The organism is Pseudooceanicola aquaeponti, from assembly GCF_050897975.1.
Lineage (GTDB): Bacteria > Pseudomonadota > Alphaproteobacteria > Rhodobacterales > Rhodobacteraceae > Pseudooceanicola.
Map to the genome: position 1 here is coordinate 123433 of NZ_JBPAXY010000008.1, position 17151 is coordinate 140583.

The 17151-nt window shown below is 68.4% G+C and carries 16 protein-coding genes and 1 tRNA gene; 3 read left to right on the forward strand and 14 right to left on the reverse strand.

Annotation, left to right across the window (positions count from 1 at the left end; all coding sequences use genetic code 11):
- The first annotated feature begins 140 nt into the window (after nucleotides 1-140).
- Nucleotides 141-1304, forward strand: a complete 1164-nt coding sequence (locus ACRARE_RS19615) for an ROK family transcriptional regulator (protein WP_432658169.1) — start codon at nucleotides 141-143, stop codon at nucleotides 1302-1304.
- A 266-nt stretch (nucleotides 1305-1570) separates the two neighbouring features.
- Here ACRARE_RS19615 and ACRARE_RS19620 read toward each other — a convergent pair whose 3' ends face one another.
- From ACRARE_RS19620 to ACRARE_RS19660, 9 genes are all read right to left on the reverse strand, one after another.
- Nucleotides 1571-3097: an aldehyde dehydrogenase gene (locus ACRARE_RS19620; RefSeq protein WP_432658170.1), complete on the reverse strand. Its 1527-nt coding sequence runs from the start codon at nucleotides 3095-3097 to the stop codon at nucleotides 1571-1573.
- A 32-nt stretch (nucleotides 3098-3129) separates the two neighbouring features.
- Nucleotides 3130-3933 (reverse strand): aspartate dehydrogenase, encoded by an 804-nt coding sequence (locus ACRARE_RS19625; RefSeq protein ID WP_432658171.1) that lies wholly within the window; start codon nucleotides 3931-3933, stop codon nucleotides 3130-3132.
- 1 nt (nucleotide 3934) lies between these two features.
- A complete protein-coding gene (locus ACRARE_RS19630) occupies nucleotides 3935-5626 on the reverse strand; it encodes a thiamine pyrophosphate-binding protein (RefSeq protein WP_432658172.1) in 1692 nt (563 codons plus the stop codon).
- Between the two features lie 19 nt (nucleotides 5627-5645).
- Nucleotides 5646-6437 carry an SDR family oxidoreductase gene (locus ACRARE_RS19635; protein ID WP_432658173.1) on the reverse strand — a complete coding sequence of 264 codons (792 nt, stop codon included), beginning with the start codon at nucleotides 6435-6437 and terminating at the stop codon, nucleotides 5646-5648.
- A complete protein-coding gene (locus ACRARE_RS19640; protein ID WP_432658174.1) occupies nucleotides 6437-7243 on the reverse strand; it encodes an alpha/beta fold hydrolase in 807 nt (268 codons plus the stop codon). The genes ACRARE_RS19635 and ACRARE_RS19640 overlap by 1 nt, the downstream gene beginning before the upstream one ends.
- A 144-nt stretch (nucleotides 7244-7387) precedes the next feature.
- Nucleotides 7388-8170, reverse strand: a complete 783-nt coding sequence (locus ACRARE_RS19645) for an ABC transporter permease (protein ID WP_432658175.1) — start codon at nucleotides 8168-8170, stop codon at nucleotides 7388-7390.
- Nucleotides 8163-8972 (reverse strand): ABC transporter ATP-binding protein, encoded by an 810-nt coding sequence (locus ACRARE_RS19650; RefSeq protein ID WP_432658176.1) that lies wholly within the window; start codon nucleotides 8970-8972, stop codon nucleotides 8163-8165. The genes ACRARE_RS19645 and ACRARE_RS19650 overlap by 8 nt, the downstream gene beginning before the upstream one ends.
- Nucleotides 8972-9991, reverse strand: a complete 1020-nt coding sequence (locus tag ACRARE_RS19655; protein WP_432658177.1) for an ABC transporter substrate-binding protein — start codon at nucleotides 9989-9991, stop codon at nucleotides 8972-8974. The genes ACRARE_RS19650 and ACRARE_RS19655 overlap by 1 nt, the downstream gene beginning before the upstream one ends.
- A 139-nt stretch (nucleotides 9992-10130) precedes the next feature.
- A complete protein-coding gene (locus tag ACRARE_RS19660; RefSeq protein WP_432658178.1) occupies nucleotides 10131-10925 on the reverse strand; it encodes an IclR family transcriptional regulator in 795 nt (264 codons plus the stop codon).
- A gap of 170 nt (nucleotides 10926-11095) precedes the next feature.
- Here ACRARE_RS19660 and ACRARE_RS19665 point away from each other — a divergent pair, with 170 nt between their 5' ends.
- Both ACRARE_RS19665 and ACRARE_RS19670 read left to right on the forward strand, forming a co-directional pair.
- Nucleotides 11096-12046, forward strand: a complete 951-nt coding sequence (locus ACRARE_RS19665) for a cupin domain-containing protein (protein ID WP_432658179.1) — start codon at nucleotides 11096-11098, stop codon at nucleotides 12044-12046.
- Between the two features lie 462 nt (nucleotides 12047-12508).
- Complete coding sequence (locus tag ACRARE_RS19670) at nucleotides 12509-14350, forward strand: ATP-binding protein (protein WP_432658180.1); 1842 nt, start codon at nucleotides 12509-12511, stop codon at nucleotides 14348-14350.
- Nucleotides 14351-14763: 413 nt separating this feature from the next.
- On the opposite strand, the gene ACRARE_RS19675 is transcribed toward ACRARE_RS19670, so the two are convergent.
- From ACRARE_RS19675 to infA, 5 genes are all read right to left on the reverse strand, one after another.
- Nucleotides 14764-14838 (reverse strand) — tRNA-Phe (locus tag ACRARE_RS19675).
- A 141-nt stretch (nucleotides 14839-14979) separates the two neighbouring features.
- The gene (locus tag ACRARE_RS19680; protein WP_432658181.1) at nucleotides 14980-15180 is read right to left on the reverse strand and encodes a DNA gyrase inhibitor YacG; all 201 of its coding nucleotides are present in this window, start codon (nucleotides 15178-15180) and stop codon (nucleotides 14980-14982) included.
- Nucleotides 15180-16262, reverse strand: a complete 1083-nt coding sequence (locus tag ACRARE_RS19685) for a ribonuclease E/G (RefSeq protein ID WP_432658182.1) — start codon at nucleotides 16260-16262, stop codon at nucleotides 15180-15182. The genes ACRARE_RS19680 and ACRARE_RS19685 overlap by 1 nt, the downstream gene beginning before the upstream one ends.
- Entirely contained in the window at nucleotides 16259-16849 is a 591-nt protein-coding gene (locus ACRARE_RS19690; protein WP_432658183.1) for a Maf family protein, read from the reverse strand. Before ACRARE_RS19690 ends, ACRARE_RS19685 begins: the two co-directional genes overlap by 4 nt.
- Before the next feature lie 45 nt (nucleotides 16850-16894).
- Entirely contained in the window at nucleotides 16895-17113 is a 219-nt protein-coding gene (gene infA, locus ACRARE_RS19695) for a translation initiation factor IF-1 (protein WP_010137880.1), read from the reverse strand.
- Between the last annotated feature and the right edge of the window lie 38 nt (nucleotides 17114-17151).

Genomic DNA, 17151 nt, shown 5'->3' on the forward strand with positions numbered 1-17151 from the left:
AGCCCGCCGTACCGCCGAAAGTGGCCGACTCCTCCTGCCGACACGCAAAGCATGGACCACCGAAAAAGCGCTCGTCAACGATTTTCTAAACTTGCTTTAGAAAGTCTAGTTGACAAAAATAACCTAAGGGAGGTGCTGATATGGACGATGCTCTGCAAGATCGCCTGGACACCGCGCAGGAGCGCAGCGCGAACGAACGGGCGATCCTGAACCTGCTCCGGCAGGAAGGGCCCACCCCTGCGGCCGAAATCGCCCGGCGGATGGACCTTTCCGTGCAATCGGCCTCGGTCATCACCCGCAAGCTTGAGGCCGAGGGGCTCGTCCAGCGCGGCGCGCCCGTTCGGGGCCGGATCGGCAAGCCGTCGCGGCCGATCAGCCTCGACCCGAACGGCGCCTTCTCGATCGGGTTGCGGATCGGTCGGCGGCGTTCGGACCTGATCCTGATTGATTTCGAGGGGCGGGTCCTGGGCCAGCGCACGGCCACCTATGCCTATCCGACGCCCTCCCAGTGCCTCGACCTCGCGCGGACCGGGCTCGAAGCCTTCGGCGCGCTTCTTACACCGGACCAGAAAGAGCGCATCGCGGGGATCGGAATCGGGATGCCCTTCGACCTGTGGAACTGGCTGGACCTGCTGAACGCCCCCCGGGCCGAGATGCAGGCCTGGCGCGACTTCCCGGCGCAGGAGGCCTTCTCCGAAGCGCTCGGGCTGCCCGCCTTCGTCGGCAATGACGGCTCTCTCGCCTGCCACGGCGAGCATCTTTTCGGCGCCGCGCGGGACCTGCCGGATTTCGGCTATATCTATGTCGGTGCCTTCCTGGGCGGCGGCATCGTCCTCGACGGGCGCCTCTATCTCGGGACGCGCGGAAATGCCGGGGCCCTGGCCTCGCTGCCCGTGCCGGGGGCGGACGGAAGCATGACACAGATGGTCGAGGTCGCTTCGATCCATAGCCTCGAACGTCGCCTTGATGCCCCCAGCCCCGGGGAAGGGGCGGCACTGCTGACGCAGGACGCCTGGGTCGGCTTCGACGACCTGAAGGCGGCCTGGATCGAAGAGACGGCCCGCCACATCGCAGCGGCGAGCATGACCCTTGTGGCCGTCCTCGATCTTCCCGTCATCGCCATCGACGGAAGCTTTCCCCCCGAGGTGCGGGAGACGCTGGTGTCGCGGGTCGACGCCCTGGTCTCGGTCTGGGACGCGAGGGGCATCCATCGCCCGCAGATCCTCGCCGGTACGCTGGGAACCAAGGCCTGCGCGCTTGGCGCGGGCTATCGTCCGATCGTCGCACGCTACCTTGTGGAGTGAGGCCCTTCGGGGATCGCCTTGCGGTCTTGCAGCGGCCAGGCGCCTCCTTGGTCGCCTGTGATCCGGTCACACCCGCAGGAGCAGGCCCAGTCCTTAGCCGGGGAGCCTCCTTGTAGCGAAGCGACCAGAAGAGAGCCGCGAAACGCCTAATACGTCCCGCCACCAGCTGCCCCGCTAGGTCATTTCCGCCGCAATCTTCATGGACCGACCTGCCTTGCCTGGCCCCGCCACCACGCCGAGCCTGTCGACGAGGCGCGGCATTCCGATCAAAGCGCAGTCCAGGGAAGCGGCGTCCCGGACAGATCGACGTAAAGGCTTTTCTGGCGCATGTAGGCCCGTAGACCGTCCCGCCCCTTCTCTCGGGCCATCCCGCTCATCTTCTCGCCGCCGAACGGGGTCGAGATCGAGAACTGCTTGTAGGTGTTGATCCAGACGGTGCCCGTGGTCACCGCCCGACCGACCCGCCAGGCTCGGGGGAAATCCCGGGTCCAGATCCCGCAGGCCAGACCGTAGTCGCTGTCCTCTGCCAGGGCGATGGCCTCTGCCTCGTCGTCGAAGGCCCGCACGACCAGGACCGGGCCGAAGACCTCTTCCTGCCAGATCGGATCCTCGGGGCCCACATCCGTCAGGATCGTCGGCAGATAGTAGGCGCCCTCGGCATAGGCCGCCCCCTCGGGCCGGGCGCCGCCGCAGAGAACCCGGGCGCCCCGGGCCACCGCCGCCGCGACCTGGGCCTCGACCGCGTTGCGGTGGTCGGGGTGCACCAGGCAGGACACCTGGGTGGCCGGATCCTGCGGATGACCGACCCTCAGCGCCCTGGCCGCCGCGACCAGCCGCCCCAGGAAGGCGTCATGGATGCCACGCTGCACCAGTAGGCGCGCGCCCGCGATACAGCTTTGCCCGGAAGACGAGAAGATGCCGTAGAGAACACCGGCGAGGGCCTGATCCTGATCCGCGTCCTCGAAAACGATCGTCGGCGACTTGCCCCCCAACTCCAGCGAGACCGGCATCAGCTTGGCCGCAGCACCGGCGGCGATGCCAAGGCCGGTCGCGGTCCCGCCGGTGAAGGACACCCGCCCGATGTCGGGATGCTCGACCAGCAGCGCGCCGATCTCGCGCCCCGAGCCGGGCAGCACCGAGAAGAGCCCCTTTGGCAGCCCTGCCGCCTCGATGATCCGCGCCAGTTCCAGCGCCACCAGCGGCGCCCAGCTGGCCGGTTTCAAGACCACCGCATTGCCCGCCGCCAGCGCCGGGGCCACCTTCTGAGCATCCGAGGCAATCGGGGAATTCCACGGCGTGATCGCCGCTACCACCCCGATGGGCTCGTGCAGGGACAGGGTCAGGCTGTTGCCGCGCGGGGCCGTCATCTCCTCGTCCATGGTCTCGAGCACGGCGGCGAAATAGCGGAAGGTGCCCGCGGCAGAGGCCGCCAGCGCGCGGGTCTCGGTCAGGGTCTTGCCGGTATCGCGCATCTGGATCTGGGCGATCCGCTCTTGCGCGGCCTCGATCCCCTCGGCGATCCGGTGCAGGATCCGTGCCCGCTGCGGCGGCGCCATGTCGCGCCAGGCGGGATCGGCCTGGGCGCGTTTTGCCCCGGCAATCGCCGCCTCGCCATCGGCGCGCGAGGCGCCCCGGAACCGGCGGTTCACCGTCAGGTCGGCGGGAAAGATCGAGGTGATCTCGGCGCCGCGCCCCTCCTGCCAGCTGCCCGCGACGAAGATCCTCCCATCGGGCAGAAGGTCCTTCAGGGCCGGATCGGTCGCGGTCTTGTCGGTTGCGGGGGCGTCGTGCATCCCTCTCTCCCTTGTCATCACTGGGGGGCGGGTCAGATCGCCACCGGCCCCAGCTGGTTTCGGATCTCGCGGAACACGGAATAGACCGTGGCGAGCGAGGTCTTGGCATTGTCGCCCGAGGCCCGGTTGGCGATATCCACGCCGACGGTGGCCAGCGGCGACACCAGGTCGTAGCGATGCGCATTGCCGGGGGCATCGGGATCCGCGACCAGCCGCACCGTCAGCCCGTCGAAGCCCGGTCCCGCCAGGGCCAGCGTCGCGGCCACGTTGGCATTCTTAGGATAGGCCAGCGCCGCCTGCCGCGCGCTGCCCTCGAAGAAGACATGCGGCGCGGTCAGGGAGTCCAGGTCGCAGACCTCTTCCGCCGGGGTACCCTTCCAGGCCTGCGGCGGCTTGGTGCCGGTATAGCGCAGCGCCATGTCGCCCGCCGGGGCCAGCGCCGCCAGGATGTCGATCCCGCCGACCGCGCCCGAGGGCAGGATCAGCCGTGCCCCCGAGGCGCGCGCCGCCGCAACCAGCCGATCATGCAGCGCCGCATCGGCCAGCGCCCCGACCGAGACCACCAGCAGATCGCGCCCGGCGGCCAGCAGCCTCTCGCCATGGGCGGCCACGGCGGCATGGCCTGCCACCTCGGCCACCAGGGTGCAGTCCAGCAGGGCGGCGGGATCAGCCGTGACCTGCACCCCCTGCCCGCCCGCGCCCGCGCCGAGGGCCTGCCGCACCGCGGCCTCGCGGCCCGGGCGCACCAGCAGCGTCGTGCGCGCAATGCCAAGCGGCGCCAGCAGCGCCAGAAGTTCCTGACCGATGGCCCCGTAGCCGATCACGCCCAGATGCATGTCATCTCTCCTTCCTGTCCCCGTCCACGGCCCCGCCCGCCGCGCCAGCCGGAGGGCCGGCAAAGCTTTGCGCGAAGGGCCCGATGGCCGTCATGTCGATCTCGATCAGCTGCGGCCCCTCGGCCGCCAGCGCCGCGTCCAGCACGGTTTCGAACCCGGCATCCAATTGCCCGACGCGATGGTAGGCAATCCCGATGGCCGCCGCGAAAGTCGCGAAATCCGGGGTCGCCAGCGCACTGTAGTGATGCCGGGCGCCATATTGCGCGTCCTGGATATTGCGAATGACCCCATAGGCCTGGTCGTTCATCAGGATATAGACCAGCGGCGCGCGCTCCTGCACTGCGGTGATCATCTCGGCCAGGCCGAGCTGGGTGCCACCGTCGCCCAGCAGGGTGATGGTCTTGCCAGCCTCCCCGGCCAGGGCGGCGCCGATGCCCATCGCCACGCCCTGCCCGATCCCGCCGCCAAGCGCATGGACGCCGTGGCGAGGCGAGGCCAGGCGCACGAAGCGATTGCCGAAGGTCGAGTTGGAGATCGTCACATCCCGCACCCAGGGGTGCCCCCCGGCGGCCACCCGCGCGTCCAGCGCCCGCGCCAGCGCCGCATAGGGCCCGAGCTGCTCCATCAGCCGTGCCGCCCCCGCCTCCCGGGCCTCCGCGATCTCTGCGGCAAAGCCCGGGTCGGTGTCCAACTGCTCTGGCAGCTGCGCCAGCACCCGCGCCAGGGTGTCCGCCGCCGCGCCCTGAACCATCTGCGCCAACGGATAGTTGCGGCCGCACTGGCTGGCGTCGACGTCGATCTGCACCAGTTGTTCCGGCAGGGGCATCCGGTTGTTGTGGGTCTCGTTGCCACGCAGGCGCGAACCTATGACCACCATCAGATCGCAGCGCTGGTACAGCGCCATGGCCTCTGGCGTCATGTTGAAGGCGCCAAGGCTCAGGGGATGATCCTCGGCCACCACGGCCCGGCCATTGGTCGAGGTGACGACGCCGACACCGCGCCGGACCAGCTCCGCCGCCTCGGCCCCTGCCCCCCGGGCGCCGCCCCCCAGCCACAGCAGCGGACGGCGCGCGGCGCGCAGCCGCGCCGCCAGTTCCTCGATGGCCTCTTGCGGCGCCACCGGGGTCTGCACCACCGGCGCATGACCGCGCAGCGCGCCCTCGGGCGCCTGGCGTTGCACGTCGACCGGGATCTCCAGGGCCACCGGCCCGCTTGGCGCCGAAAGCGCGGCAGAGGCGGCGGCCTGCAAGGTGCCGAGGGCGCCCCGGGCCTCCCAGATGCGGAACACCGCCTTCGAGACCCCCGCCAGCATCTGCGGCTGGCGCGGCACGTCGTGGATGGCGGCGCGGTCACGGTCGGCGAAGGCGGTATCCACCTGGGTGGTGATATGCAGGACCGGACTGCCCGCGGTCAGCGCCTCGGCCTGGGCGCCCGCGGCATTGCCCGCCGCCGTGCCCGTCGAGGTCAGGCAGACCCCGAGGCGCCCCGAGACCCGCGCATGGGCATCGGCCATGTTCATCGCCCCGGCCTCGCCCCGAGCCGGCACGAAGCGGATCCGCCCCTGCCGGGCCACGGCGTCCAGAATGGGCATGTTGTGGATCGAGATCACGCCAAAGATCGTCGTCACGCCGATCCGGGCCAGGTAGTCGGCGATCGCCTCGCCGACGGTGGCACAATCGCTGTGCTGGGTCATGGTGCTGGTTCCTTGTTCTTCAGATGTGCCGCGACAGGCCGCCCGAGACCTCGATCTGCGCCCCGGTCACGTAGGAGGCCCCGGGCGAGCCGAGGAAGGCGATGGCATGGGCGGCCTCCTCGGGCCTGCCCAGCCGGGCCAAGGGGATGCCCTTGCGCGCCGCCAGCGCGGCGTCCCACTCTGCGCGCGTCTCGCCGCGCTCGGTGCGGGCCTCGAACCGGCGCGCCCACTGGCCGCTGTCGACCAGCCCCAGCAGGATCGCGTTTACCCGCACCTCGGGGGCCAGCTCGACCGACAGGCTCTTGATCAGGCTCTGCACCCCGGCCCGCGCCGAGGCGGTGCAGACCATGTGGGGCTCGGGCTGAAGTGCCAGCAGCGAATTCACCGCCACCACCGATCCCCGCGCCGCCCGCAGCAAGGGCAGGAAGGCCCTGACCGGGTGGATCTGGCTGAAGAGCTTCAGCTCGTACTCTGCCCGCCAGTCGGCATCGCTTGTGTCGGCGAAGGTCGAGACGCGGCCCTGGCCTGCGTTGTTGACCAGCAGGTCGCAGCGCCCGAACCCCTCTGCGACCGAGGCCGCGAAAGCCTCGATGGCCGGGGCGTCGAGAACCGACAGGGCTTCGGCGCGGATCCTGTCGGTGCCGAAGCGCCCGGCCAGCTCGGCCCGGACCCGGTCCAGCCGGTCCGCGTCGCGGGCGCAGAAGGCCACCCGCGCGCCGCTGTCCAGCAGAAGGCGCACCGTCGCCAGACCGATCCCCGACGAGCCGCCGGTGACCACCGCGACGTGGCCCTCGTAATCGTAGCGCTGCATCACACCGCCCCCAGGTGGGCGACAAGAGCCGCCGCAAAGGCCCCCGGCGCCTGCACATAGGCCGCATGGCCCGCGTCGGGTAGCAGGGTCAGCGCGCCGCGCACCGGCAGGGGCAGCGCCGCATGGGCGCGCCGGTTGGCCTCTGGCGGGGTCACCACGTCCTGGGCACCGCAGACCACGGCGGTGGGAACCTTCAGCCCCGCCAGATCGGCGCAGAGATCGCCCGAGGCCAGCATCCCGACCGCCTGCGCGTAGCCGGGCATCCGCACCTCGGCCATGGCGGCCTGCACCCGCGCCAGCGCCGCCGGATCCGCCTGCGGATCATGAAGCAGCCGGGCGGCACGGGCGGCGGCAAAGGCCTCCGCACCGCGGGCCTCCAGCTCGGCCAGGCGCGCGGAGGCGGCCTCTGACAGCGGCCCGCCCGGCGGACGGCCATGACCCAGGGCACAGGAGGCCAGCATCAGGGCCCGGACCCGCTCGGGCGCCTGGCGGGCAAAGGAGGCGGCCATCAGCGCGCCCAGGGAATGCCCCAGCAGAAACACCGATCCGAGGTCGAGCCGGTCCAGGAAATCGGCCAGCGCCCGGGCGTAATCAGCGGCCACGGGCCGCGCGCCCTCCAGCGGCGCCGAGCCGCGATAGCCCGGGGCGTTCCAGGCGATCACCCGCCAGTCGGCGGGCAGCTCCGGCAGCAGGGGCGCGAAACTGCCGGCGTTCGATCCGATGCCGTGCAACAGCACCAGCACCGGGCCCGCCCCGGGCCGTTCGTCATACTCGATCGGACCCGTGCGTCTGGTCTGAAAGGCCATGTCTGCCTCCGTGGCGGGGAACGGCGGGCCGGGGGCCGCGCATGGGCAGGCCACCGGCACGGGCGCCCGCGCGCACCGCCGTTCAGGGGAAAGGAAAAGAGCGAAGGGAAACGGGCCGCCCGCAGGGACGGCCCGGAGCCCGCGTCAGGCCGCCTGCTTGCCCGACGAGGCGGCGTGCCACGGCACGGCCCAGGCCCGCAGGCGCCCGATCACCGTGTAGAGCGTCAGCCCGACCAGGGTCAGAACCACGATCACCGCGAAGAGGTTCGGCACATTCAGCTCCTGTAGGTATTTCACCGCCAGGAAGCCCAGCCCCTCGTTGCCGCCGATGAACTCGCCCACGATGGCACCGATCATCGCCATGACGACCGAGACTTCCATCCCCGTCAGAACGACCGGCAGGGCGTGCGGAAGCTCTAGCAGGACGAACCGCTGTGCCGGGCTGGCTTGCAGCATGGTCATCACATCCGCATCGCCCTTTTCGACCGACTTGAAGGCGATCAGCGCGTTGGAGAAGATCGGGAAGAAGGCCAGGGCCGCGGCAATGACGATCTTGGATTCCAGGCCGAAGCCGAACCACAGGATGAACAGCGGCGCCAGGGCGATCTTGGGGATCAGCTGAAGCAGCACGATAAAGGGCTTCGCGGCCCATTCCACGGGGGGCACCCGCGCCATGACGACGCCCAGGACCACCCCAAGGGTCACGGCGATGGCAAAGCCCGAGACCGCCTCGATCACCGTGACACGGGCATGGCGCCACAGCTCGGGGTCCTGCACCAGGGCGATCAGCGCCATCAGGATGGCCTCGGGCGTCGGCAGCACGAAGGCCGAGACCTCGGCCGCGCGCACGTACCAGGACCAGCCCAGCAGGAAGAGACAGACGGCGATGACCGGCAGCGCCAGTCGCCAGAAACGCGGGTTATCCATGGTGGCTCTCCTGAAGCTGGTTGCGCAGGTCCGCCACCATGTCCTGGAAGGCGACGCTGCGTTGCAGGTCCAGGGTGCGGGGGCGTTCGAAGGGGATGTCGACGACGCCGGTGATCCGGGCCGGGCGCGAGGCCAGCACCACCACCTTGTCCGACAGGAAGGCCGCCTCGGCCATCGAGTGGGTGACCAGGATCGTCGTCACCTTGGCCCGGGCGCAGACCTCCATCAGTTCAAGGTTCAGCGCATCGCGGGTCATGGCGTCCAGCGCACCGAAGGGTTCGTCCAGCAAAAGCACCTGCGGATCGGTCACCAGGGCACGGGCCAGCGAGGCACGCTGACGCATACCGCCCGACAATTGCCCGGGGCGATGGCCCTCGAACCCCTTCAGACCGACCGTCTCGCAGATCTCATGGGCCCGCGCCATGCGCTCGGCCTTGCCGACACCGGCGATGCGCAGCGGCAGCGCGACGTTCTGGGCCACGGTGAACCAGGGGAACAGGCGGGCCTCCTGGAACATCATCGAAACGGGTTTCGTCGCCTTTTTCGAGCGACGCTTGCCGGACCAGACCGGCAGGCCGCGCACCTCGACCTCGCCCTCGGTGGGGTATTCCAGACCGGCGACGATGCGCATCAGCGTGGTCTTGCCGCAGCCCGACGGCCCAAGCAGGGAGATGAACTCTCCCTGCTCCAGGATCAGGTCTGCGCGGGAGATCGCGGTGACGGCGCGGTCGCCCTCGCCGAAGATCTTGGTCAGGCCGCGGATCTCGATCTCGGCCGGACGCAGTCCAGTATCCTGCTTCATCACGCCAGTGCCTGCTCCAGCAGGGCGTTGGTATAAAGCGTGGTGGGATCGACCGCCTGCGAGATCATCCCGGCCTCATGCAGCATCTCGACCGCCCCTTCCCAGACCTCGGGGATGTTGCGCAACAGGTTGTCCTCGCCCTTGGCGACCCAGTTGCGGGCGTTGGTGTAGAGATCCTTGCGGGCCGTCTCGGCCACGTCGAGGCCGGAGACATCGAATTTCTCGCCGATCTTGGCCAGCACCGGATCCAGTTCCGCTTCGGGCAGGGCCGCGATCTCGGTGGCGGCGCGATGCGTGGCGCGCAGGAAGGCGACATATTTGTCCGGTGCGGCGTCGATGTCCTCGGGGCGCGCGACATAGACCTGGCCCGGCATCCCGTCATCCATGGCAAAGGACTGCACCGCGCTGTTGGCGGCCGAGGCCATGATCATGGAAGAGGTATTGCCGATGAAGGCCCCGGCCCGGCCTGCCTCGATCAGCGCGTAGGAGGCGCCGGTATCGGCCACCTTGACCTTGTTGACCTCGCTCGGGTCCAGACCGCCCTTCAGCATCATCAGGTCGAGGGTGCCTTCCATCGACCCACCCAGCGAGGCCATGCCCACGGTGCGCCCGGTCAGGTCATGCACGCCGGTGGCGGGGGTCTCGGCAGAGGACATGACGAAGAACGGAGAGAGCTGGGCAATGGTCGCGATCGAGGTCAGCGGCGCGCCGTTCTCGACCCGCGACAGGATGTAGTTGGTGCCGCCGGTGCGGCCCGAATGCATCTGTCCGGCGATGACCATCTGCGACGCCAGCGCGGCGCCCTTGCCGGATTGCGCATGAAAGTTCAGCCCTTCCGCGCCATAGTAGCCCATGGCATCGGCATAGAGCACCGCGCCGAAGGACAGCGAGAAACTGAACGGGGTGATGAAGTTGAAATCCATCTCCGAGGCGGAACCCGGGCGGCCTGTGGCAAGGTAGACGGTCGTCGCGGCGGAAGCTCCGAGGAAGCCGCGGCGGGTCAGGCTGAAGGTCGTCATGCTGTTTTCCCTGTTTCGTGCTTTTGTGAGTCAACTTTGATCCGAGAGGCCGTCGCGGGAACAGAAAGAGTTTTACAGGCAAAACACGGAACCCCAAAGCGCTGTCCCGCTGGACAAATCCCGCCCGCCGCTCTGGCGCTCACTCATCGCCCTCGGGCGACCAGCCCAGGCGGCGCGACAGTTTCAGGGCCGTTTCCTCCAGCTCGTGCCGCGCCCGCCCCTGCAATTCCGATTCGGCCTTGGGCGACACAGGCGCGGTCAGGCTGATGGCCGCGACGACGCGCCCGTCGGCGCTGCGCAGCGGCGCGGCCACCGACAGGATGCGCGCCTCGAAATCCCCCGCATGGGTCACCAGACCCGCGGCCGCGTCCCGCTCTCGCTGTTTCAGCATCTCCGGCAGCGACGGCCCCGTGCCCCGCCCGGGCATACTGCCGTCCTGGCGGTAAAGCTGGATCAGCTCCTCCTCCGACAGATCCGCCAGCAGCACCCGCCCCAGCACCGTGTTGCGCGCCGGCAGGCGCGTCCCCACCTGGACGATCGAGACCCGCTGTTCGACCCCGGAGATCCGCAGCAGGTAAAGCACCGAGGTGCCGTCGCGCACCCCCAGGTGCGAGGACCAGCCGGTGCGCCGGTGCAGATCCTCCAATTCCGACTGCGAGGCCTCGACGATCTCGCGCGAGGCCGCATAGCCATGGGTCAACCGCAGCACCCCCGGCCCGAGAGAGTAGAGGCCGCTGCGATCATCATGCAGCAGGCAGCCCGTTTCGGACAGCGTATAGACGGTGCGGAAGGCGGCCGAGCGGGACACCCCCAGTTCGCGCGCGATCTGGCTGAGGGTCATGGAGGGATTCTCGGGCGTGAACACCTTCAAGGCCTCCAACCCCCGCACCAGTCCCGGCACGAGATAGCGATCTTCTCCGGACAATGCGGACATCCGAACTCCTTGGGGGAAGGAAACAGGGCCAGCGTGGCCCGCAGGGCGTCGGCATCCAGGCAGCCCCGGACCGACAGGTGTTTTGCCAGTAAAACGAGAACTCCGACCGGACACAAGCGCAGTCTAGCCTTTCGGCAGGAAATGCAGACGCGATCATGAAAGGACGATGCATGAGTGTTCAGGACCAGAACTTCACGACGCTTGAGGCCGCGATGAAAGCCCATGTCGGGCGTTTCACCGACAAGAGCTTCGACTGGAATGCCTTCCCTTCCAACGACGGCTACGATGAGCTGGCCCGGGCCCAGATGCGCTATATCGGCGCCGGTGGCTCGCCCAAGGTTGGCGATACCTCGACCCTGAAGCCCGACCATTTCACCCTGTCGCTGATCTACAAGGAGCCGGGCCGCTACGCCGCCTGCCACAGCCACGAGATCGAGGAAAGCTTCCTGATCATCGACGGGGCGCTGATCGTCGGCTGGGAAAAGGACGGCGAGGTCGTCGAGGTGAACCTGGGCCCCAAGGACATGATCCTGAACGCCCGCGAGATCGGCCACGGTTTCCGCGTCGATGGGGTGGAACCGGTGATGATGTCGATCTCGGTCGACGTGGGCAAGCCGCTGCCGCCGGTCTACCACTACCACCCCAAGGACTGCGCCCCGGAACTGGCGCGCACCTTCGGCGCCGAACCGGGCAAGACCCTGCCCTTCGACCCCGAGGGCGCGCATCCGCTGCAACAGCTGATGGCGAAATACGTTGTCCGCCATGTGGATCAGCCGACCATCTGGGAAGGCGCCGGTTTCACGCGCAAGATCTACTGTGGCCCCGGCGGGGTGGAGACGGACACCTGCCGCAAGGAGATGCTGGGCATCCCCTCGCGCGTCGGCGTGAAGCCCTTCGTGCGCGATGTCGAGGACAGTTTCCTGGTGCTAGACGGCAGCCTGACCGTTGGCTGGGAAGAGGATGGCGAGGTGACCGAGGTCGAGCTGGGCCCGCGTGACCTGGTCAAGACGCCGGCAGGCCGAAAGCACTGGTTCCGCAACAACTCGGCCAGCCCGGCGACCGTTTGGTACATCGTCGGCGAGGCGGGCGAAGAAAGCGTCCGCTTCGAGGGCGCCGACTGAAACTCACCGGTCAGGTCCGGCAACTGCCGGACCTGTTTCCCTGAAACCGCTCGGGCGCGGATCCAGGCTCAGGCAGACCGACCAGCCCCGACCAATCCCCTGAGGTCGGCTTTTCTCCAATCAGGCGCGGAACGGCGCCGATCATCCCACCGGCACGGCGGTGTCTGCCCTGATTTTCGGTGCCCCCTCGGGGCACCGGGTGGCACCGGCCCATGGCAGCGTCGTCAGGCCTCAATCGACAAGCAGCGCGCGTTGGACTTGGGTTAGACCGCCGGGGCTAACGCACCGTTTCTGCCCCCCAGATGGCCAGAAACGCCCTTTCTTTTCCTTCCCCTATCCGCAGGCTTCGACAGGTTTCCAGACCTCACGCCTTGCCGCTCTTTCGCCTCGCCAATACAGCTTCCTTGGACAGCTGCTCGGAAATTGCTAGTTTTTCGAGCAATAGTCAGCCAAGGCAAAGTCATGAACCAGCGTTTGACGGCTTCTTCCGCAGACCAACCCTCCTTCGACGAGAAATATGGTCGGCGGCCGCTGTTCGAGCGATACGCCCACACACGTATGCGCCAACTGCCGCTCCGGCAGATTGCGACAGCCATCGGCGCCGCAGCGGTCTGGTACTTTGTCGGCGCCTTCGCCGCGGCCTTCTGCGTGGGGATCACCCTGCTTGGCGAGGGCATCGACACGCTGACACTGAAATACGCGCTGGCACGATCGGCACAGGATCGGCCCCTGCCCCCGCTTCTGAAACTGACGGCCCTGTCCGCCGCGCTGCAATCGGCCACGATCGCCTCCTGTGTGCTGGTGCTGCTCTTCGCGGCACAGGCGGACGAGTCCGTGCTGATCGCGCTGTGCTTCCTGATGGCCGCCACGATCAACGCGGGCTTCGTGATGAGCCACCACCCCCTGGCCTCCTGGGTCAAGCTGGGGATTCTGGCCAGCACCATCCCGCTCTACGTCGTGCATATGCTGTCGTCACACACCCCCCTCGACAGCACCTTCTGGGTGCACATGCTCGAAGTGCTGCTGCTTGGCTATCTCTCCTATACCTTTGTCGGGTTCGGGCTGCGCAGTTGGCGCAAGCGCCTGCTGAACGAACGGCAGCTGATGGAATTCACCGCCTATCTGGAGGCCACCAACAGAGAGCTGGAGGCCGCTCGGCTGGAGGCCGAAGCCTCCGCCCAGGCGAAATCCGCCTTCCTGGCCACCATGAGCCACGAGATCCGCACCCCGTTGAATGCGATTTCCGGCATGGGCGAGCTGCTACAGAACCGCGATCTCGATACCGAGGCCAGCCGCTACGTGACGACCATCCGCGACGCCTCGAAATCGCTGCTGCGGATCGTCAACGACGTGCTGGATTTCTCGCGCCTCGACGCGGGGCAGCTGACGCTCGAACATCGCCCCTTCTCGCCCCGGGACGCCCTCGAAGCGACCCGGGCCCTGATGCAGCCTCTCGCCGAAGAGAAGGGGCTGCGCTTCACCCTGGATCTGGACGGCCCCCTTCCCGCCCGTGCCGTCAGCGACGAAACGCGCCTGAAGCAGATCCTCATGAACCTGACCAGCAACGCGATCAAGTTCACCGAAGAGGGCGAGATCCGCATCCACGCCAGTGCCACCGAAAACGATCAGGGCTGGCGCCTGCGCATCCTGGTGTCGGACACCGGCATCGGCATCCCGCAGGACAGTCAGGAAAAGATCTTCGACCCCTTCTACCAGGGCAACAACGCCTCGACCCGCCGCCATGGCGGAACCGGGCTTGGCCTGTCGATCAGCCGCGCGCTTGCCCGGCGCATGGGCGGGGATCTGCAACTGCTGCCCCCGGGGGCGTCGACGGGCACCCGGCTGGAGCTGACCCTTCAACTGGAGAAAGCTGCGCAGGAGGTCACCGGCGACGAAAGGACCGACGCCCTGCCGGCGGCGCTGAAACCGCTGACCGTGCTGATCGCCGATGACAACGCGATAAACCGCGTCCTGGTCGAGCAGTTCCTGAAGACGACCCCGGTGACAGTGATCACCGCCGAAGACGGCCGCCAGGCCGTCGAGACCACGCTTTCCCGACAGCCCGATGTCATCCTGATGGACCTGTCCATGCCCGAGCTGGACGGGCTCGACGCCACGCGCGAAATCAGGGGCCAGGACATCCGACAACCCTACATCATCGCCCTGACGGCGAACGCCTTCTCCTCGGATCGGGATGCCTGCATGGCGGCGGGAATGAATGATTTCCTCAGCAAGCCGCTGAGCCAGAGCGACCTGCACAGGGCCCTGGCCCTTGCCGCCAGCGCCATGAACCTGGACGACTAGCCGCCGAAGCCTCCGCCCCGGCCTGCTTCGCTCCCTCACGCCGCCCGATCTCCTTAAAGCCGCCCGTTTGCCCTTTCCCAGGGCTTCATCGGCGGCCGTCCCTCGGTCACATGCTGCGCTGTCAGCCCACCACCGCCCGCATCCCAGTGCGCGATGCCCGGGCTGACAGACCGGGCATCGCAGACAACATGATCAAGGTTCTTAGGGCCGTTTCCCAATAGGCCGCAGAGCGGGCGGAAGTGCCGCGCAACCCGCCGGTCGGCTTCCCGACTATCAACAGGCGCCCCAGAGGCGCGCAACGCCCCCGACGCCTGGCGACCTGCTGACGCTCAAGGGGTAACTGTCCCGCAAAATCCTGAAAGAGTCCTACACCGCACGGCAGGTCACTCACATCGCAGGACTTTGGGAGGAAATGGTGCCCGGGGGCGGAATCGAACCACCGACACGAGGATTTTCAATCCACTGCTCTACCCCTGAGCTACCCGGGCACGGGAACGACTTTCGTCGTTGGGTGGAGGCGTTCTAGGGGAGGGGCGCGGGAGTGTCCAGAGGGTTTTTGCAAAAAGATGCACGTCCCTCAACCCGGCCCCACGCGGCCCAAACGGCGCCGCGCAACACCCCGGAACCGTTCAGGAAAAACGCTGCGCCTTCAACGCCTTCTCGACCTCGGCCTCGACCGCCTCCAGGGCCGCCTCGATGTCCTCGGGGTCGGTCGAGGGCACCGCGTAGCTGCCGTTCATCCAGCGCGCCAGATCGCGGTCGGCACAGCGGCGCGAGCAGAAGGGGCGGTAGGCGGGATCGGTCGCCGCGTTGCAGATCGGACAGGCCATCAGAACAGCCCCTCGGCCAGGCGGTCCAGCGGCAGCCGGGCACGTTTGCGTTGCAGCTCGTAGTTGCCAAGGGGCGTCCAGCCCGCCAGCACGGTGTCCACCGGATCGCCCTTGAAGGCGGCGCGCAGCACGCTTTCGAACTGGCGGCGGTCCTTCTTGCCCATGGGGGCCAGGTCCAGATAGATGATGCCGCCCAGGCCACGGGCGCGCAGCACCCGGGGCAGCTCGCGGGCGGCGGCCAGGTTGGCCTTGAACCCCGCCGCCGGGCTGTTGTCGCCGCCGGTGTTCACATCGACGCAGACCGCCGCGCGGGTGGCCTCGACGAACATCCGCCCGCCCCCCGCCAGGGCCGGGCCCGACCACAGCGGTTCGGCCAGCTCGGGCACACCGGCCAGTTCGAAGGCGCTTTGGCGTTCCTTGGCAGGCAGTGCGGCCCCGTCCAGCACGTCGCCCCGCGGCCAGTCGCGCAGCGCCAGGTCATGGGCCGAGGGGCCGTCCAGCAGCAGTTCCGCCCCCTGCCCCTCGTCCGCCAGCACCTGTTCGGCCAGATCGGCCATGGCCAGGATATCGTCGGCGATCTCGTCGGGTTCGGCCTCGGCGCAGATCGAGCGCAGGATCAGCCCCGCGCCCCGCGCCGCGACCGGGTGTTCGCCAAAGGTCTCATGGGCCAGCACCTGCAAGTCGTCGCGCAGGTCGTCATCCTTGATCGACCGCGAGATGTTCATCCCCGGCGCGCCGGGGGTGACGATGGCATAGCGGCTCTTGAACAGGATCTTAGCGGTGACCGGCAGGGCCTTGCCCGGCTCGGGGTAGCCGGTGACCTGCACCAGCATGGTGTCGCCCGGCGCGATGCCCTTGACCTGGCGCAGGAAGGCGCTGCCGTCGGGGGTGGACATGAACATGCCCCCCTGCCCCTTCACCGGGCGATCGGCCACGGCGCGGTAGATGGTGCCGGGGGCGACCAGCTCGGGGTCGTCGATCAGCAGATCGCTCAGCCGGCCCTCTTCGATCAGCGCGGCCATCTCGATGGGCTCGCCATCGGCGCCTGCGCGGGTATCCAGGACAATCTGACAGCCCTTCATGCGTCCCCCTCCGGGTGCTCGGCCCACAGCGGCCAGCCTGCGGCAGCCAGCAGCGCGGCGGTTTCGGCCACGGGCAGGCCCATGACCGCGGAATAAGAGCCCTGGATCCAGGGCACGAAGGCGCCCGCGGGCCCCTGGATGCCATAGCCCCCGGCCTTGCCCTGCCAGTCGCCGGTGGCGAGATAGCCGTTCACCTCGGCATCCGACAGGCGTTTCATCTGCACCGTGGTGACCACGTCGCGTTGCCACAGCCGCTCGCCCCGCTTCACCGCCAGGGCGGTGATCACCCGGTGGCGACGGCCCGACAGGGCATAGAGGAAGGCCGCGGCCTCGCCCGCATCCTCGGGCTTGCCCAGGATCCGGCGGCCCAGGGCCACGGTGGTATCGGCCACCAGCACGATCTCATCGGGCGCGGCCGGAACCGCCTCTGCCTTTTCCCGGGCCATGCGCTGGCAATAGGGGCGCGGCAGCTCGGCCTTCAGGGGCGTTTCATCAATGTCGGGGGGACGGATGTCGTGGGGTGTCACCCCCAGCTGGGCCAGAAGCTCTAGCCGCCGGGGGCTGCCCGATCCGAGGACGAGTTTCAAGTCAGGCCCTCTTGTCAGTGGCGGCGCCGCGCGAAACGCGCGACGTCACTTGAAGCGATAGTTGATCCGACCCTTGGTCAGATCGTAGGGGGTCATTTCCACCTGCACCTTGTCGCCAGCCAGAACGCGGATGCGGTTCTTGCGCATCTTGCCTGCCGTATGTGCGATGATTTCATGGCCGTTCTCGAGTTCGACCCGGAAAGTCGCATTAGGCAGGAGTTCCTTCACGACGCCGGGGAATTCGAGAATGTCTTCCTTGGCCATGTGTTCTCCTGTTTTGCGTGACGGTCCCGCCAGCGCGC

Coding starts and splice junctions, on each gene's coding strand:
- ACRARE_RS19615 (WP_432658169.1), top strand. CDS start 141: ATGGACGATGCTCTGCAAGATCGCCTGGACACCGCGCAGGAGCGCAGC.
- ACRARE_RS19620 (WP_432658170.1), bottom strand. CDS start 3,097: ATGCACGACGCCCCCGCAACCGACAAGACCGCGACCGATCCGGCCCTG.
- ACRARE_RS19625 (WP_432658171.1), bottom strand. CDS start 3,933: ATGCATCTGGGCGTGATCGGCTACGGGGCCATCGGTCAGGAACTTCTG.
- ACRARE_RS19630 (WP_432658172.1), bottom strand. CDS start 5,626: ATGACCCAGCACAGCGATTGTGCCACCGTCGGCGAGGCGATCGCCGAC.
- ACRARE_RS19635 (WP_432658173.1), bottom strand. CDS start 6,437: ATGCAGCGCTACGATTACGAGGGCCACGTCGCGGTGGTCACCGGCGGC.
- ACRARE_RS19640 (WP_432658174.1), bottom strand. CDS start 7,243: ATGGCCTTTCAGACCAGACGCACGGGTCCGATCGAGTATGACGAACGG.
- ACRARE_RS19645 (WP_432658175.1), bottom strand. CDS start 8,170: ATGGATAACCCGCGTTTCTGGCGACTGGCGCTGCCGGTCATCGCCGTC.
- ACRARE_RS19650 (WP_432658176.1), bottom strand. CDS start 8,972: ATGAAGCAGGATACTGGACTGCGTCCGGCCGAGATCGAGATCCGCGGC.
- ACRARE_RS19655 (WP_432658177.1), bottom strand. CDS start 9,991: ATGACGACCTTCAGCCTGACCCGCCGCGGCTTCCTCGGAGCTTCCGCC.
- ACRARE_RS19660 (WP_432658178.1), bottom strand. CDS start 10,925: ATGTCCGCATTGTCCGGAGAAGATCGCTATCTCGTGCCGGGACTGGTG.
- ACRARE_RS19665 (WP_432658179.1), top strand. CDS start 11,096: ATGAGTGTTCAGGACCAGAACTTCACGACGCTTGAGGCCGCGATGAAA.
- ACRARE_RS19670 (WP_432658180.1), top strand. CDS start 12,509: ATGAACCAGCGTTTGACGGCTTCTTCCGCAGACCAACCCTCCTTCGAC.
- ACRARE_RS19680 (WP_432658181.1), bottom strand. CDS start 15,180: ATGGCCTGTCCGATCTGCAACGCGGCGACCGATCCCGCCTACCGCCCC.
- ACRARE_RS19685 (WP_432658182.1), bottom strand. CDS start 16,262: ATGAAGGGCTGTCAGATTGTCCTGGATACCCGCGCAGGCGCCGATGGC.
- infA (WP_010137880.1), bottom strand. CDS start 17,113: ATGGCCAAGGAAGACATTCTCGAATTCCCCGGCGTCGTGAAGGAACTC.